Annotated in this window: 18 protein-coding genes and 1 pseudogene; 5 read left to right on the top strand and 14 right to left on the bottom strand. The window is 38.2% G+C overall.

Translation table 11 applies throughout. From position 1 onward, the window contains the following. Positions 1–88: 88 nt before the first annotated feature. Together ACNJYY_RS07475 and ACNJYY_RS07470 are read left to right on the top strand one after the other, a co-directional pair. Positions 89–373, top strand: coding sequence for a hypothetical protein (locus ACNJYY_RS07475; RefSeq protein ID WP_416731209.1), 285 nt, complete (start codon positions 89–91; stop codon positions 371–373). A 15-nt stretch (positions 374–388) separates the two neighbouring features. Further along, positions 389–1,111 carry a hypothetical protein gene (locus tag ACNJYY_RS07470; RefSeq protein ID WP_416731208.1) on the top strand — a complete coding sequence of 241 codons (723 nt, stop codon included), beginning with the start codon at positions 389–391 and terminating at the stop codon, positions 1,109–1,111. A gap of 36 nt (positions 1,112–1,147) precedes the next feature. Here the strand turns inward: ACNJYY_RS07470 and ACNJYY_RS07465 are convergent, their stop codons facing one another. From ACNJYY_RS07465 to ACNJYY_RS07455, 3 genes and pseudogenes are all read right to left on the bottom strand, one after another. Continuing rightward, a complete protein-coding gene (locus tag ACNJYY_RS07465; RefSeq protein WP_416731207.1) occupies positions 1,148–1,510 on the bottom strand; it encodes a cupredoxin domain-containing protein in 363 nt (120 codons plus the stop codon). A 114-nt stretch (positions 1,511–1,624) separates the two neighbouring features. Next, positions 1,625–1,942, bottom strand: a pseudogene (locus tag ACNJYY_RS07460) (redoxin domain-containing protein); the annotation flags it as partial. Positions 1,943–1,957: 15 nt separating this feature from the next. After that, the gene (locus ACNJYY_RS07455; RefSeq protein WP_416731206.1) at positions 1,958–2,140 is read right to left on the bottom strand and encodes a hypothetical protein; all 183 of its coding nucleotides are present in this window, start codon (positions 2,138–2,140) and stop codon (positions 1,958–1,960) included. Between the two features lie 128 nt (positions 2,141–2,268). Here ACNJYY_RS07455 and ACNJYY_RS07450 point away from each other — a divergent pair, with 128 nt between their 5' ends. Continuing rightward, complete coding sequence (locus ACNJYY_RS07450; protein WP_416731205.1) at positions 2,269–2,970, top strand: thermonuclease family protein; 702 nt, start codon at positions 2,269–2,271, stop codon at positions 2,968–2,970. A 46-nt stretch (positions 2,971–3,016) separates the two neighbouring features. Here ACNJYY_RS07450 and ACNJYY_RS07445 read toward each other — a convergent pair whose 3' ends face one another. The 6 genes from ACNJYY_RS07445 to ACNJYY_RS07420 all read right to left on the bottom strand — a co-directional run bounded on the left by ACNJYY_RS07445 (position 3,017) and on the right by ACNJYY_RS07420 (position 5,961). Next, positions 3,017–3,298 (bottom strand): HesB-like (seleno)protein, encoded by a 282-nt coding sequence (locus tag ACNJYY_RS07445; RefSeq protein WP_416731204.1) that lies wholly within the window; start codon positions 3,296–3,298, stop codon positions 3,017–3,019. 140 nt (positions 3,299–3,438) lie between these two features. Beyond that, complete coding sequence (locus ACNJYY_RS07440; RefSeq protein WP_416731203.1) at positions 3,439–3,633, bottom strand: hypothetical protein; 195 nt, start codon at positions 3,631–3,633, stop codon at positions 3,439–3,441. Positions 3,634–3,791: 158 nt separating this feature from the next. After that, on the bottom strand, positions 3,792–4,376 hold the full coding sequence (locus ACNJYY_RS07435; protein WP_066392783.1) for a DedA family protein: 585 nt from the start codon (positions 4,374–4,376) through the stop codon (positions 3,792–3,794). A gap of 384 nt (positions 4,377–4,760) precedes the next feature. After that, positions 4,761–5,105, bottom strand: coding sequence for a fluoride efflux transporter FluC (locus ACNJYY_RS07430; protein WP_416731202.1), 345 nt, complete (start codon positions 5,103–5,105; stop codon positions 4,761–4,763). After that, positions 5,102–5,491, bottom strand: coding sequence for a fluoride efflux transporter CrcB (gene crcB / locus ACNJYY_RS07425; RefSeq protein WP_416731201.1), 390 nt, complete (start codon positions 5,489–5,491; stop codon positions 5,102–5,104). The genes ACNJYY_RS07430 and crcB overlap by 4 nt, the downstream gene beginning before the upstream one ends. 47 nt (positions 5,492–5,538) lie before the next feature. Beyond that, entirely contained in the window at positions 5,539–5,961 is a 423-nt protein-coding gene (locus ACNJYY_RS07420; RefSeq protein ID WP_066392775.1) for a CBS domain-containing protein, read from the bottom strand. Between the two features lie 246 nt (positions 5,962–6,207). Here ACNJYY_RS07420 and ACNJYY_RS07415 point away from each other — a divergent pair, with 246 nt between their 5' ends. Continuing rightward, positions 6,208–7,203 (top strand): metal ABC transporter solute-binding protein, Zn/Mn family, encoded by a 996-nt coding sequence (locus ACNJYY_RS07415; RefSeq protein WP_416731200.1) that lies wholly within the window; start codon positions 6,208–6,210, stop codon positions 7,201–7,203. Positions 7,204–7,242: 39 nt separating this feature from the next. Here ACNJYY_RS07415 and ACNJYY_RS07410 read toward each other — a convergent pair whose 3' ends face one another. From ACNJYY_RS07410 to ACNJYY_RS07400, 3 genes are all read right to left on the bottom strand, one after another. Further along, positions 7,243–9,060 (bottom strand): ABC transporter ATP-binding protein, encoded by a 1,818-nt coding sequence (locus ACNJYY_RS07410; protein WP_416731199.1) that lies wholly within the window; start codon positions 9,058–9,060, stop codon positions 7,243–7,245. Between the two features lie 5 nt (positions 9,061–9,065). Further along, positions 9,066–10,829 carry an ABC transporter ATP-binding protein gene (locus tag ACNJYY_RS07405; RefSeq protein WP_416731823.1) on the bottom strand — a complete coding sequence of 588 codons (1,764 nt, stop codon included), beginning with the start codon at positions 10,827–10,829 and terminating at the stop codon, positions 9,066–9,068. Between the two features lie 173 nt (positions 10,830–11,002). Beyond that, positions 11,003–11,554 carry a copper resistance CopC family protein gene (locus ACNJYY_RS07400; RefSeq protein ID WP_416731198.1) on the bottom strand — a complete coding sequence of 184 codons (552 nt, stop codon included), beginning with the start codon at positions 11,552–11,554 and terminating at the stop codon, positions 11,003–11,005. 221 nt (positions 11,555–11,775) lie between these two features. On the opposite strand from ACNJYY_RS07400, the gene ACNJYY_RS07395 reads away from it, so the two are divergent. Beyond that, positions 11,776–11,862, top strand: coding sequence for a YjcZ family sporulation protein (locus ACNJYY_RS07395; RefSeq protein WP_082820548.1), 87 nt, complete (start codon positions 11,776–11,778; stop codon positions 11,860–11,862). Between the two features lie 349 nt (positions 11,863–12,211). Here ACNJYY_RS07395 and ACNJYY_RS07390 read toward each other — a convergent pair whose 3' ends face one another. Next, positions 12,212–14,296, bottom strand: coding sequence for a peptidoglycan D,D-transpeptidase FtsI family protein (locus ACNJYY_RS07390; protein ID WP_416731197.1), 2,085 nt, complete (start codon positions 14,294–14,296; stop codon positions 12,212–12,214). Positions 14,297–14,439: 143 nt separating this feature from the next. Then, positions 14,440–15,495 carry an EAL domain-containing protein gene (locus ACNJYY_RS07385; protein ID WP_416731196.1) on the bottom strand — a complete coding sequence of 352 codons (1,056 nt, stop codon included), beginning with the start codon at positions 15,493–15,495 and terminating at the stop codon, positions 14,440–14,442. Positions 15,496–15,573 lie beyond the last annotated feature (78 nt).

The raw sequence follows: 15,573 nt of genomic DNA, 5'->3' as shown, positions 1-15,573 counted from the left end.
AATCGAGGCTTTCGCTCCTCGATTTTTTGTTTTTTCTTGATTGATTTCGGGTAATTTAGTATAGATAGATTGATTGGAGGCGATTGGATTGATGTGGTTATGGATTTTCTTAGCAATATGCGCAGTTACAGCTCTATTTATTTTGATACCAGGAATTAAAGCGATGAAAGAATCAATGGGTACTGTTCAACAAATGAAGAGCACTGGTGACAGCATTACCGCTCGGATGAATGATGTGAAAACACAGCAGCAACTTCTTCAAGAAAAGAAAGATTACTTAAGATATGACATTTACCAAAAGAAAAATAGTTTTTCAGCTGTTAAAGAAGGGTTTACAGATTTAAAAGATACCTTTAAGAAAATAAAAAACTAAAGGAATAAGATAACCATGCGGATTACAACTTTTGTAATGGCTGCGATCGAACAGCCTGCAGATGATACATTGAGTGAATTGACCGAGGAGGAATTGCCACCTTTTGAGATCTCAAAAAAAGGGTTGTACACCGTTTATTCCTTGGAATCAGGTGCACGATTAATTAAAGACGAAAAAGATACGTGGTATGCTTGTACTTCTTTTGAAAGAAAAACGCTTCATGAGATCAAATATGGCAGACAGCTCTTTGCACCACCCTATACGGATATCCCTATGGAAGAACTTTCTTTTGTAGAGTTGCTAGAGCGAAATAATTGGACTCCGTTACACGTTCATTATGATAAAGCATTGTGTCATGTCATAGTTGAAGTTGAGGACATAGATTCCGTTTCATTAGAATTTCAATCCAGACTAGCACATGCTGATGGAGATGACGATCCGCAAGTTGCACACTCTCTTCATTACCTAGAATCTAAGCTGAACGGTAAACGCACCCGATTTATTTCAGGCTGGGAATCTCATTCTTTTGCAACGATTACGGAAAGTGAGGAATTTGCTCAAAATATTCTTCTTCCTACGTCTTCTTGGCTCTATCTTTTGTATTTTGAACATTTTCTACATCACAAAGGGTCGGTTCCATCAGACCAAATGATGCCAAGATTATTAGGTAATCTGTGGGCTTCAACAGGATATGAAGTTCCTTACAATAAGGAACTTCTGCAGATTAAAAAGTTATAAATAATAAGCCTCTAGCATTAGCTAGAGGCTTATTATTTATTTTACGACAAGTTTTGATACCATATCCGCATGACCGTTTCCACAAGGAACGCTGCATCGAAGAGTATATTCACCAGGCTTTAAATTTACAACATCAGAAGAACCACCTGTTACGTTTACGTCTTCTCCCTCAATCATGACACCGTGGTTGCCATCAACGTTTTCAAGTTTAAGAGCTACGTCTTTATTTGCTGGAATTTCATACTCTTTTTTATCAAATTTAAAATTACTAGCTTCAATTGTGATTGTTTCTTCAGCATTCTTTGTGCTTTTTTCTTTGTCTTTACTTCCACCGCAAGCTGCAAGTATTCCAATAGCAAGAACTGCGATCGCTGCAAGCCATAAAGATTTTTTTAGCATGGAAAATCCCTCCTAGAGTCTTTCTTCCTTCATTATAACCCCATTTTACAACAACTAGTATGGAGAAACTGTGACAGATAACATATGCGAAAAAAATAGTCCGTAGTTGCCGGACTATTTTTCTAATTTTTTATATTCTTCATGAATCTGTTTAGAGGTTTGATCGATCTCTTCTCCCCAATGGTCGTTCACCTTAGTCAGGATAACCTTTCCTTTCTTATCGATCAGTGCGTAGCCACGCTTAGCCACACTGTCCCCTTTCATATCTAGGTGATCAATGAGCTTAAATTTCGGATCTGATAAAAAGGGAAATTCAGGTTTCATCTCTTGATGAAGAACAGACAAATGCTCAACCGTATCAGAGCTTACCGCATAAATATTTACATCCATATCTTTAAATCCACCAATATTTTCATTCAGCTGAACCAGCTGCTTTTGGCAGAGTCCTCAGCCTGCTGTTGTAAATAAAAAAATGAGTGATGGTTTGTCAGATGGAAAAACAACCACAGGTTCACCGTTTTGGTTCTCTAGCTTTGCTTCTTTTAGTTTTGAATCGTTTCCACACCCAGCAGCCACAAGCATAAGAACGATAGCTAAGCAAATACTGAAATTTTTATGTATCTTTTTCATGCCAATCTCCTTTCGGAAAAATTTTAAAACAATTAAGTATGGTAATCTATAAACTCTATGATCTATCTTTTATTATAATGGTAAATGGTAGAGCATATACAATAAAACTTAAAATGAAGGATGTTTACATGTTTAAAACTAAATTGCTAGTGTCAATATTTAGTGCCGTACTCTTTATATCTGGGTGCAGCTATCTAAACGCTGAAGATGGAAAACGAATCCCTGTAAAAGTTGAAAAGGTTGTTGATGGAGATACGATTAAAGTTCGAGTTGATGGTAAGTTAGAAACGGTGCGCTTTCTGCTCGTTGATACACCAGAAAGTGTTCATCCTTCTAAACCCGTACAGCCTTTTAGCAAAGAAGCTAGTAAACACACAGAAAATATGCTAGAAGAAGCTGATGTTCAGTTAGAGCTTGGAATAGGAGAACGAGATAAGTACGGTCGTCTTCTCGCTTATGTCTATTCAGATGGACAAAGCGTTCAAGAAAGCCTGCTAAAGAAAGGATTCGCACGTGTAGCCTATGTGTTCGAGCCGAATACGAAGTATGTAGATCAGTACGAAAGTATTCAAAAGCAAGCCCAGAAAGAGGGTGTAGGTATTTGGAGCATAGAGAACTATGTTCAAGAAGAAGGTTATATATCTGATGAAGAAGAACAACCTAAGAAAGCAACAAACCAAGAATGCACGATAAAAGGAAATATTAGCTCTTCTGGAGATAAGATTTATCACCTGGAAAGTGGACGATATTATAAAATTACAAAACCAGAAAAGTGGTTTTGCACAGAAAGAGAAGCCGTTGATTCAGGTTTCAGAAAATCTAAACAATAAGAAAAACGCTAGTGACAATTATTGAAGTCACTAGCGGTTTTCTTTGTTAACAACAATCGTTCTGTCCGAGCATTACAAGACCTGATCCATGTTTAGAATCTTCAAAGTCTAGTTTTAATGTGGAAGTCTGTTCTTTGATTCTTGGATCAAAAGCCACTCGAATTCCGTTAATCTCTTCAATAATGTCTGAGTCTTCAGGCTCATCCAGAGCCAGGCCAAGCTTAGGACCGCCTCAGCCCATACCTGAAAAGTAAACTCTTATTCCATTGGCGTCGTTCATTTCAAGCACTTCTTCTATATATTTCTTTGCGCTTAATGTTATTTCCATAACCATCACCTCTTATAAGAAGTATAACGCAGATGTGTGGTCATCGTCTAAGAAAGGGATTTATCAATTCAGTATATAGGTAGAACTGTATATCAAAGGTGTCCACTGCAGAAGGACAAAGTTGGTGAAAATGTAATTGTCTAGGGTCTGTCCCCCCCTCGCAGTTGTTTCAGCACTTGCTCGATATCTTTGGCTGTGAATCCGCAGATTTCCATCGCTTCAGACACTTTCGCAGCGATGTTTTCTTTCCCTTGGTGTTCTTTAATGCGCAGAAGCAACTCATTCACTTTTGCAGCATTGTATGTTTCATGATAGTTCTTAATAAATGTATCCATCTTCATTTCACTCCTTTCGTTTTATTTGCGGTAGCCATATATATGTTCTGTACATCCCTCGTTAGAATTTGTCTATGCAATTTATTATCTGAAGAATAATAAAAAAGCCTGATCATAATACCAGGCTTTCACAGATAGATCCGAATGAATAGTAATGACTATTTCTTTTTCACTTTATAAAGAATGAACAAAAAGATGACAACTACTGCTATTATCATAATACCGCGTGTGTAAGGAGCTGCGATTGTTTTAATATCTTCCCAGTTGGAGCCAAGACGGCTACCCAATTCAATAAAGAAAATCGACCATGGAATAACAGCTAAAGTTGTAAACAATGTAAACTTAGCGAATGACATTTTTGCGATCCCTGCTGGAATGCTGATCGCATGTCTTACAACCGGAATAAATCGTGCAAAAAAGATAACGCCTGTTCCATATTTATTGAACCATCTCTCCGATAGATCGATCTGCTTTTTAGAGATTAGTACATACTTTCCATATTTCTCAAGAAACGGACGGCCGCCGTAATAGCCCATCCAATACAAGAAAAGCTGTGCTAATGTTCCTCCGATCGTACCGGCAATCACACTCAACGTGAAGTTCAAGTGTCCCTGGGACACCATATATCCTCCATAAGATAACACCAACTCACTAGGAATCACTTCAACCATCAAACCAAGCGCGATCCCTAAGTGTCCTAAACTCATAATCCATTCTAATAGAGAAATCACTAAATCTTTCATTGTATCTCCTTTAATTTTTTCATTGGCTGTTTTCGTATTCGATTCTGATTGATGAAAGTAGTTGACTTCCACTCCAGCTTGCTTGCTTTCCATGGGGCGTACGGTGAGCCTCCTGCCGCTAAGCGCCATTAGGAGTCTCCACCTGACTAGTTGCAGTGGCTAGCCCCTCGAGGTCAAAAGATGAAAGGTCCAAGAAGGCAAAGTGCACCTTCATAGCCCATTCATCTTTTGCTGGTCGGGGCTGAACGAGCCACTTTCACTTTTCGAACTGACCGCTCGTCCCATAGGAGTCAGCAACCTTCCGTTTCAGTCAACTTGCATAAGAAGTGCACAAGATTCATTAAATAGCAAAAACCTTTTAGAAAACAGCCTCAAGAATTCTTTTCATTTTATTCCGATAATAAAGCCAGTCCAAGCTGCTACTAATCCTAATATGTATGTAAGAAACAAATACGTTAGACCTCTTTTAGCATGGTTCTTTAATAGAGTAACAGCTTCAAATTGCAAGGTGGAGAACGTGGTAAGAGCTCCCAAGAACCCGGTCGCATAAAGTGAACTCATTAAATCGTCTCCCTCTTCTGCTACATACCACCCTAAAAGAAACGATCCCACGATGTTAACAGCTAAAGTACCCCATGGAAAATCACTGTTGATTCTTTGACTAACTAAGAAACGAATAACTGCACCCAATGCTCCACCTGCGGCTACTGCTATCGTTTGTCCTATCATTGTTCTGCACCTGCTTTACTGCGTGTAATCAAACCCAACTTCATTCCAAGGTATATCGCGATAACACCTGTAATTGCACTTGCTGCAAAATACAAGAATGCGGTCCTATAAAGCTGTTTCTCAATCAATAACACTATTTCTGTATTAAATGTCGAAAATGTTGTAAAAGAACCGATTACACCTGTTTGCAGAGCTAATATGAGATAGTTGTTCTGAATTTTTTTCACACCATATATAACAAACCAGCCTAAAATAAAACTGCCGATTACATTTACAATAAAAGTAGGAAAGGGAAAAGATGCTTCTGGATTAAAAAGAAAGAGACCGCACCAAAAACGCAGCAATGCCCCTACGATTCCACCCAATGCCACTGCAAGTATCTTCATTTAGGAAAAATCCTCCTGTATGTACAAAAAGATTAAGACATTCAGCCTTAATCTTTCGTAACTTCTTTATTCCAGATTAAATTTGCACAATACTTGATGATGTCCCGTCTCCTAATAATTCCGATAAAATGGCCGTCATCATCTGTAACAGGTATAAAATTTTGATCGGTAGACAAAGTAATAAGATCTTCCATGTTAGAGTTGATAGAAACAGAAATATTGTTTATACGCTGAGGTACATTCACTAACTTTGTCTTTAGAACTTCATCATACCCTTTGTCAAAGGCTTCTCTAAGTTTCCATAGAAGATCGCCTTCTGTTAACGTTCCTATGTAACGGCCTTCTTCTGAGACAAGAGGCACAGAGGTGTACTTGTGGTAGGATAACTTTTCAAGTGCCTGTCTCATCGTTGCTTCTGGGTTCAAATACTTCACTTCATCTTTAGGCAACAAATAAAAAGCAATATTCATGTTAGTACGCGCTCTCCTTTTTAAGCCTGATTCACGCTTATTTAAACGCTTAGATAAAAAATACCTTCTTTATTATACCAAAAAGGACTTCTATCTGCTTTATAAATCACTACCCTTTAGATATTCATTTTAGACGATATATTTCATATCTGCTGAAAAAACCTTAAATGTAACAAATAACATTTTACAAATCGTAATCATTACGCTTATAATAAGTAAGGATTGTTTGAAAGGAGAGAAAGATAAATGCGAATAATAAGCTTACTAAGCATAACGATATTGCTGATTCTATCAGCAGGATGCGGTAATAATAGCACATCTGATAAAAAAGACGGTACATTGAAGATCTACACGACCATGTATCCTTTAGAATATTTCACTGAAAGAATCGGAGGCAAACATGTAGACGTATCTTCTATTATACCTCCTGGTGCTGATGCACACACGTATGAACCTTCTACCAAAAAGATGGTTGAAATGACTGAAGGTGATGCTTTCGTTTACAACAAACTTGAGTCTGATGAATTCTCATCTTCTGTTGCAGATACATTAAAAGAAGAAAACATGCCGATCATCGACGGTGCTAAAGGAATATCCTACCACGAACCTGCAGAGCATGAAGGCGAAGATCATGCTGCTGAAGAAGAACATGCACATGAAGATGAACATGCACATGAGGAAGAACATGCTCATGATGAAGAAGAACATCACGATCACGGTTCACTAGATCCTCATATTTGGCTTGACCCTGTTCTCGCACAGCAGATTGCAGATAACATTTATAACGGACTTGTAAAATTAAATCCTGATGCGAAAGATGACTTTAAAAAGAATCATGAAGCACTCATAACCGATTTAAAAGAATTAAATTCTTCGTTTAAAACAAAAGTTGAAAACGCACCAAAGAATTCGTTCATCGTTTCTCATGCCGCATATGGCTATTGGGCAGAACGTTACGGACTAGAACAGATTGCGATCAGCGGTCTCTCACCATCACATGAGCCAAGTCAGCATCAGATCGAAAAGATTATTGAAAACGCCAAAAAAGAGAAGACTAGCTATATTTTATTTGAAGAGAACGTGAATAATAAAGTAGCTGCGATGATCAAAAAAGAAGTCGGTGCAGAAACTTTAACTCTTCATAACTTAGAGACATTAACGAAAGACGATATTAAAAAAGAGCGAGATTACCTATCAATCATGAACCAGAACATTGATACACTTTCAAAAGCATTACAATAATACAAGAACGCCTAGGAAAAAAATTTCCCAGGCGTTTTTTTAAATCGCGTCAAGCATCTTAAACTGAGAGACGACTAAGTGATAATAAATGCCTTCTGCACGCATAAGTTCCGCATGACTTCCTTGCTCCATAATCTCACCGTGATCGAGAACAACGATATTATCTGCTTCTCTGATCGTAGAAAGACGATGTGCAATGATTATGGCTGTCCTTCCATTTAACAGCGTCTTTAGGGCTTGTTGAATCTTTTGTTCAGATTCGGTATCGATACTTGCGGTCGCTTCATCAAGAATTAAAATATCCGGATCTGCAAGCAATGCTCTTGCGAAAGAAAGAAGCTGTCTTTCACCGACCGATAAAACATTTCCTCTTTCCTCTACTTCTGTTTCATAGCCATTAGACAGCCTCTCAATGAACGCATGTGCTCCGACTGCTTTTGCTGCATTCTTAACATCTTCGTCAGAAGCATCAGGTCTTCCGAAGCGAATATTCTCTTTGATCGTTCCTGAAAAGATAAAAGTATCTTGGAGAACGACACTTACTTTTTCACGAAGACTCGCTAGATTAACGTCTTTTAAATCTTTTCCATCAATCTCTACCGTACCCGCTGTCGGATCATAAAATCGGCTGACTAAGTTCGCGATCGTCGTCTTCCCTGACCCTGTATGGCCGACTAGTGCGACTGTCTGACCACCTTCAATCGTTAGATCGATGCCATCTAACGCTTTTCGATCAGCATTATAGGAGAACTCAACGTCTTTGAACTGAATTTTTCCTTTCATTTTTGTAAACGAATAAGCATTTTCTTTTTCGTGAACATTCGGTTTCTCATCTAAAAATTCAAAGATTCTTTCAGATGATGCCATCCCTACTAGAAGCTGATTGTAAACTTGACCGAGTCGAGAGATCGGCTCCCAAAACATACCAAGATAAAAAGCAAACGTAACAAACACACCTATTTCAAGTGCTTCACCTTGTATCAAGTAAGAACCAAACCACAATAGAATGACTGTTCCAATCGCATTGGACATTTCAACAAACGGTCTGAACAATGCGTTCTGTTGAGTTGCTGTTTTCCAGCTATCATATGTTTCATTGTTCACACCATTAAAGAAGTCCATGTTTTCTTTTTCTTGCGTGTACGATTTAGTCACTCGTATTCCTTGAATGCTTTCATTCAGATGTGAATTAAGCTTAGCTTGTTTAATACGTACCACTTGCCAAGAGCGTCTGATCTTTTTTCGAAGACTTGTTGAGATGAAGAACATCAGCGGCAAGATGACCATGATCGCCAGTGTTAGTTCTGGGCTGTAGATGAACATGATGACGATGATACCAAACAAGAGGATGATATCCATCAATACGTTGATAACACCGTTCGTGAACAAATCTTGTAACGAGTTCACGTCGTTAATGATGCGGACAAGAATAGAGCCCGCAGAACGCTGATCAAAAAAGCGATGTGACAGACGCTGTATATGCTTGAACAGATGCTGACGTATGTCGTAGATCACATATTGTCCGAGATAATTCATCCATTTGATCCGTAATGTGTTAGCACCCCAAGATAAGAGATAGAGGCCAGCAATCGCAACGATTAATATAACGAGAAGGTTCGTATCTTTGTTCTTAATCGCATGATCAAACGTCAGAACACCTATAAAAATAGGAACTACAAGTCTTACTGCAGTCGATAACATCATGGCGATAATCGCTTTTGGCAACAAGTTCTTGCTATAAGGCTTCATGTATTGAAACAATCGAATAATCTGACCCCAGTTGAACGGCTTATCGATTACTTGCTCTGAAGAATATTTAAACCGTGGTGTCTTCTTCGTTTGTGAACTCTTCTGCATCTTCCCTACACCCCCTGGCCGTTCATTTGAAACACTTTATCTTTGTCTTGATATTGAATATCATAAATTTTGCGATACGCTCCTGATTCTTCATGTATCAGTTCTTCATGTGTACCGCGTTCGATCACTTTCCCATTCGAGAGAACAAGTATCTCATCAGCATGTTTTAAAGAAGAGATACGGTGTGCAATAATAAATGTCGTTCGGTCATTCATCACTTCTTTTAAAGCCTTCTGAATTCTAAACTCTGTTTCCATATCAACAGCACTGGTCGCATCGTCAAGTATTAAGATCGTCGGATCAATAAGAATCGCTCTAGCAATTGAGATTCTTTGCTTTTGGCCACCAGATAGGCCAAGCCCTCTCTCTCCAAGTATCGTGTCATAACCATCAGGAAGTTCTATGATAAAGTCATGTGCTTGAGCGCGTTTCGCTGCATCAATAATGTCATCCATCTCTGCATACGGATTTCCATATGAGATATTATCTTTTATCGTTGACGAAAACAAGAACGATTCCTGAAGAACGGTACCGATATTTTTCCGAATCGTTCGTAACGAGTAATCTTCAAGTGGTTTGCCATCTATTGAAATCGTTCCTGATTCTGGGTTGTAAAACCTCGATAGAAGTTGAGTAATGGATGTTTTTCCAGAACCCGTGGCACCGATCAATCCAATCGTCTGACCAGATTTTGCTGTAAATGTAACATCCTTCAGTGCTTCCTTTTTCTCGTTCTTATAACGATGTGTAACATTTTCAAACTCCACTTCTCCATGAAAGCGCACCGTTTCAAGTTCACGATCTTTTCCTTCCATCTCAAGTGGTTCGTCTAACACTTCCAATAGACGTTCCCCTGATGCTTTAGATTGTGAGAACGTGTTCATGATAAACCCTAAGTTCATGATGGGTCCCATGATGTACCAGACAAGACTAAAGAACGCGACGAGCTCACCAGCTGACAGGTTCCCCTGAATAACAAGATAACCACCATATGCAAGCAGTAAAACGACCGAAAGATTTCCGATCAATTCCATAACGGGGAAGTACTTAGCCCAAATATGAGACGTGTTTAAGTATTGAGATTTATAATCTTCATTAGACGTGTCAAACTTATTAATCTCAAAATCTTCACGTGATAGCGATTTAACCGTATTAATTCCGCTAATATTCTCTTGAACCTTCGTATTGAGATTCGCCATAGATTTACGAATTCCACGAAAAGCGGGATGAACTTCTTTATCAAACTTGTAAACGACAATTGCGAGGAATGGCATCATACACAATGTGATGAGTGCTAACGGTATCGAGTAGAAGAACATGACGGAGAGACTGAAACCTACGATTAGTACAAAATTGATAAGCTGTGAAAATCCGAAAGAAAGAAAAAAACGAAAACCTTCAACATCTGCTGTTAATCTTGACATTAAATCTCCAGTCTTTGCATTGTCATAATAATCAAATGGCAGAAACTGCAGCTTTTCGTATAGAGATTCACGAAGTTCATAAACAGACCGAATTCCGAAAAGATCTCCATAAAACTGATGAGTGTATGTAGCTGCACCTTTTATTATCATCAGCAGAATAAAACCTATTGCAACGTATGGTACGGTTGAATATTCCCCTTTAATAATGATTTCATCGATGGTATATTGTAAGACCATCGGATAAACGACTGTGATTCCAGACACTAGAATCAAAGTCAAGATCGACCAATAAAAGTATTTTTTATATGGCCAATAAAAATCTTTTAATCTTTTAAATGTATCCAACCCCATCACCTTCCCCCTTCTAAAAATGAAAAGACAATATACATCATATAACAGAATAGTTAGAAAAAACTATCTATTTGCTCATATTCTTTACTAAAAACAAAATAAATAGTTCACTTTATTACCTTTCCTATAGTACGAAAAAAAGCCCCGATATATTCGAGGCTTTTCCTTTAACGCTTTCTTCTGAACGCGAAGAATGACACGATAGCGATCAAAATCACTAGACCAATAGTTAACGGAGCAAAATAACTTGGATTATTAGGTTTTTCTTTCTTTTCTTGATCAGTTAATGCCTTTTCACTACTATCTTCTTGTTTTTCTTGTGCATCGTTACTCGGTGTATCCTCTTCTGTTGCTTCTTCTTGTTTTTGTCGATCTACTGAGAACGAGTAGTTCCCTTCAATTACATGACTATCGGCACCAATGATTTTATAAGCAACTGTATAATTTCCATTTTCAAGCGGATTGGTAATCGCTCCAGTCATTTGATCATCTTCTACACTAATCTGAAGAGGAATCTCATTGTCCCCATTTTTTAATGTCATCGTACTTAATGACTCAATCTTTGTAGAAAACGTTAACACCACTGCTTCTAGATCTGTTGTAACCTTCTCGCCTTCAGCAGGGGTTGAAGTTTCAAGTTTAGAATGAGCAGACGCCGATAATGGCAGCTGGAATACAATCGTAACCAATAGTATTAAAGGTAAAAGTAATTTATTCATATGCTGACTCCCTGTCACGTATTTTCTTTCTACTTTCATTAAAACAAAGAAGATATGTTCTTCACAAGTATTCAGTCTTTACAAATCGTTGACACTTTCATAGTCAAACATACATTTAAAGCCTATTTTGATGGAATCTGGGCTCATGCCCACTTCAATTATGAAAACAGGCATAGGATATATGGAATTAACAATTGCAAGAATTAAAGGAGGAAAAATCGATGGGTTATTCTTATGGCAATTCTTTCGCATTGGTAGTAGTGTTATTTATTCTATTGATTATTGTTGGGGCAGCTTGCTTCTGCTAATAATGAATAGTGTGAAGGAAGAAAGCCGGCCATTTGCCGGCTTTTTCTTTTTGTACATAGGTTTTTTAACAGGGCTTTTTTTTCGTATACAAAGTAGCTTCCTGAACGTAGTTGATTTTCGTTACAGGCTGCTCGCTTTCCACGGGGCATGCGGTGATCCACATTCGAATGTTTCACATTTAAGTGTCTCACCTGCCCGCATGTCCCGTAGGAGTCTCGCACCTTCCACTCCAATCAACAGTCAAAGAAGTGAATATAATAAGATTTAAAAGCAACAATCCTTTAGAAAAGAGGATTTTGAAAAGAGCCTTTAAAAAATGGGAAACCACTAAAAAAGAAAAACTCAGCATTATTCTGCTGAGTCTTCTTCGCTGTCTTTTTCTAAATTACCGGTAACTGCTGCCGCATTCTCACCGTATTCTTCTTTTAAGTTCCAATATGCTTCCAGTGCACGTTGGCCGATGTATTTGTTGATCTTCTGGTTTCCGTTCTGTGGTGTACCTTCTGGAACAACTACGGCAAAAGCAATCTCAGGATTCTCAAATGGTGCGTAACCTACAAGCGTAAGATTATGCTTTTCCACAATGTTCCCCGTACGAGGGTGCCTGATAATACGCTGAGCAGTCCCAGTTTTCCCTGCTGGATTGTGGTATTTTGCAGGATCATCAAAATAGCCTTTAGCAGTTCCTCTGGATCCATGCATAACTTGCCAGAATCCATCTTGAACGCGTTCAATGTATTTTTGTTCAACATCAATCTTGTTTAAAATCTCTGGCTCAAAGCGTTTTAAGAGTTTACCATGACTCTTATCATCTGTTGCTGGTTCTCTAATCTCACGAACAAGATGTGGCTTAACGCGATATCCATCATTTGCAATAGTAGATACATATTGAACAAGTTGCATGGTTGTATACGTATCAAACTGACCGATACCTAAGTCATAGAGAGTAGCTGATTCTCCCTCAGGGGGTTTTCCTTCATACCCAACAGCTTCGTTTGGAAAGTCAATTCCTGTTTTTACTCCTAAACCGTATTGATTAAAGGAATAACGTGCTTCAGCGTACGTTTGAGTCCAATGTTCAGGACCAATCATGCGGTCCATGATGTTAAACATATAGACGTTGGAAGACATCATTAGTGCCTGTAAGTCTGTTATTGGGCCCATTGTTTTCCAAGAAGATTTATTCATTCCATCTTTTGTGAAAGGTTTATCTTCAATAACTTCTCCCATATGAACTAGTCCTTGTTGAAGACCAGTTAATACGGTAGCTCCCTTTACTGTTGAACCCATCTCGTAAGCATCAAACAAAGCTCCATAAGAATCATTTGTAAATTCTCCGTCTTCGTACTTTTTCCCTGCGATTCCTTTTATTTCACCAGTCTTAGGGTTCATCATAACGATGTAAGCTGAGTCTAGAAGATCATTTCCTCCTAGTGGCTTAGCTCGTAATATTTCTTCCTCAAGAATCTTTTCTAAATGAAATTGCAGTTCCATATCCAAAGTTAAAACGATGTCTTTTCCACGTTGTCCTGGAATCGTCTTAGGTTCACCGATCGTTGCACCTGTTTTTGGATTTGTCAGGTATACGGATTTTTCTTTAGTTCCTCTTAGAACATTTTCATATTGATCTTCAAGACCACTGATTCCCACTTGATCACTTCGATCATATCCCATGCTCATAAAGTAATCTGTTTTTGATTTTGGAATCTGTTTAACTTGTCCAAAAATGGTAGAACCACCGTATGGATAGATTCTTTTTGAATCCGCCATAATATCTACCCCTGGAAGGTCACCAAGATTCTCTGAGATCACGGAAACTTCCTCGTTGTTCAAATTCGTTTTAATTCGCTGTGCTGAATAGGCATAGCCTGTATCCATCGCACGTTTATAAGCGAGAATCTTAATATCTTTGTCAGTTAGACTTTTGATTTCTTCTTCTGTAATTTTATTGACGAGTGCGATGTATTGATCTTTGTCGCTTAATTTCTTTTCCTTCTTGCTAAGACGCTCATCAATCATTTCTGTTACATCATGTTTCGCGATGAAATAGTCTTTTTTATCGCGTTCTGTTATTTTTTTGATCTGATCTTCTGTAACCCCAAGGCGATCAGCTAGCCATTCTGCAATCCGCATCGTGTCTTTTGCTTTTGTATCTACTGTTTTCGTATATGTTAAAGAAAAGAAAGGTTCATTCCCTACGACCTCTCGGAAGTTGCTGTCTAACAGCTTTCCTCGTGGCGCTTCTTTCCTTGCGATAACTTCTTCAACTGCTTCAGACTCTAGTCGTTTTTCCTCTCCATTAACAATTTGGAGAACACCTAGCCTTAAAATAAGGACTGAAAAAAGAAAAAAGACGACCAAAAACAAGACATTTAAACGAAAGGGTACTTGCGACTTTTTCCTCTTTTTTTCCGGATCCGCTTTCGTTACCATCATTCCGCTCCTTTTGGAAATATTCCCGTTAATTTTACAATTATATTACAAAAGCATCTATCTATAGATTACTAGAAGTTGGTCACTATTCCAAGTCATTCGTTAAAAAAACCTTATCTTTTTTTGATAAGGTTTTCGTAAATTTATCGAACAGCTGCAGCTAATGATTTTGTTGGAACAGGACGGCCAAAATAGTAGCCTTGTGCGAGCTCAACTCCGCATCTTAAAGCGATATCTGCTTCTTCTTTTCGCTCAATTCCTTCAGCAAGTACGACAGCACCTATTTCTTTTGCGACATCAACGATTTTTTGTATCATATTCTCTTTAGATGCGTCTTCATCACAGAAAGAAATGATTTTACGGTCAATCTTTACATAGTCTGGTTTCAGCTCTTTTAATACAGAGATTGTTGAATGCCCGGCACCCAAGTCATCTAATGCTACTTTCATTCCTCGCTCTTGGTATGCTTGAAGGATGCTTTTTAAATGATTGATGTCTGCGATTTCTTCTGTCTCCACCACTTCAAAGACTAGATCATTCGGATCTACTCCTGCCTCAGCGGCTGCTTTAAATGTTGTAGCGAGACAATGCTTTGGGTCATAGATCGATGATGGAAGGAAATTAATGAATCGCTTCACCCCTGGCGAAACAGCTCCTGCGCTGTTTCGAATAGAAGTCATCCTGGCATTTCCGTCCAACAACGCCTGAAGCCCTGCTCGTTCAGCAAACTGAAAGAGTTCAAAGGGTTTAAATTCGAATTCCTCAGTTGATGGACGAAGTAAAAACTCATATCCAAAAATTTCTTCGGATTGCAACGAAACGATAGGCTGAGAATGCGTTGTGAAGAGCTGTTGTTGAATAATGTCATACAAATCGATATGCTTCACTCTTTCATAAAAGTTCTGAAAAGAGATCCAAGGTGTAAAAACACTCATTTCTTCCATTGAAGAAGTGACTGAACAATAATAAGATTCCACAGCAAGTTTGTTAAATGTTTCAAGTGATTTTATCATAAACTCTTTTAGTTCTGTAAGATTAATGTATCTTGCTGATGCAACATTACCAGTAAGAATAACTTCCAATCCGTTCTCGTTGAATAAATTTATTAAACTTTGCACTAGAACAGGATGATCGGTACGGATATGAAAAAAGCCACTTTCCGGAAAATCTCCTGTTCGGCGACACTGTGAGCATGACATATAAATAACCTCCAAAAAAAGAATTGCAAACTTTTGTAAAATTTGCTATTTTATAATTCTGCGCTAAAAAATGAAAAC

Origin of the sequence: Fictibacillus tiangongensis (assembly GCF_048083785.1) — a bacterium.
Classification (GTDB): domain Bacteria; phylum Bacillota; class Bacilli; order Bacillales; family Fictibacillaceae; genus Fictibacillus.
This window is presented reverse-complemented; position numbering and strand designations above follow the sequence as displayed.

Coding starts and splice junctions, on each gene's coding strand:
- ACNJYY_RS07470 (WP_416731208.1), top strand. CDS start 389: ATGCGGATTACAACTTTTGTAATGGCTGCGATCGAACAGCCTGCAGAT.
- ACNJYY_RS07465 (WP_416731207.1), bottom strand. CDS start 1,510: ATGCTAAAAAAATCTTTATGGCTTGCAGCGATCGCAGTTCTTGCTATT.
- ACNJYY_RS07455 (WP_416731206.1), bottom strand. CDS start 2,140: ATGAAAAAGATACATAAAAATTTCAGTATTTGCTTAGCTATCGTTCTT.
- ACNJYY_RS07450 (WP_416731205.1), top strand. CDS start 2,269: ATGTTTAAAACTAAATTGCTAGTGTCAATATTTAGTGCCGTACTCTTT.
- ACNJYY_RS07440 (WP_416731203.1), bottom strand. CDS start 3,633: ATGGATACATTTATTAAGAACTATCATGAAACATACAATGCTGCAAAA.
- ACNJYY_RS07435 (WP_066392783.1), bottom strand. CDS start 4,376: ATGAAAGATTTAGTGATTTCTCTATTAGAATGGATTATGAGTTTAGGA.
- ACNJYY_RS07430 (WP_416731202.1), bottom strand. CDS start 5,105: ATGATAGGACAAACGATAGCAGTAGCCGCAGGTGGAGCATTGGGTGCA.
- crcB (WP_416731201.1), bottom strand. CDS start 5,491: ATGAAGATACTTGCAGTGGCATTGGGTGGAATCGTAGGGGCATTGCTG.
- ACNJYY_RS07420 (WP_066392775.1), bottom strand. CDS start 5,961: ATGAATATTGCTTTTTATTTGTTGCCTAAAGATGAAGTGAAGTATTTG.
- ACNJYY_RS07415 (WP_416731200.1), top strand. CDS start 6,208: ATGCGAATAATAAGCTTACTAAGCATAACGATATTGCTGATTCTATCA.
- ACNJYY_RS07410 (WP_416731199.1), bottom strand. CDS start 9,060: ATGCAGAAGAGTTCACAAACGAAGAAGACACCACGGTTTAAATATTCT.
- ACNJYY_RS07400 (WP_416731198.1), bottom strand. CDS start 11,554: ATGAATAAATTACTTTTACCTTTAATACTATTGGTTACGATTGTATTC.
- ACNJYY_RS07395 (WP_082820548.1), top strand. CDS start 11,776: ATGGGTTATTCTTATGGCAATTCTTTCGCATTGGTAGTAGTGTTATTT.
- ACNJYY_RS07390 (WP_416731197.1), bottom strand. CDS start 14,296: ATGGTAACGAAAGCGGATCCGGAAAAAAAGAGGAAAAAGTCGCAAGTA.
- ACNJYY_RS07385 (WP_416731196.1), bottom strand. CDS start 15,495: ATGTCATGCTCACAGTGTCGCCGAACAGGAGATTTTCCGGAAAGTGGC.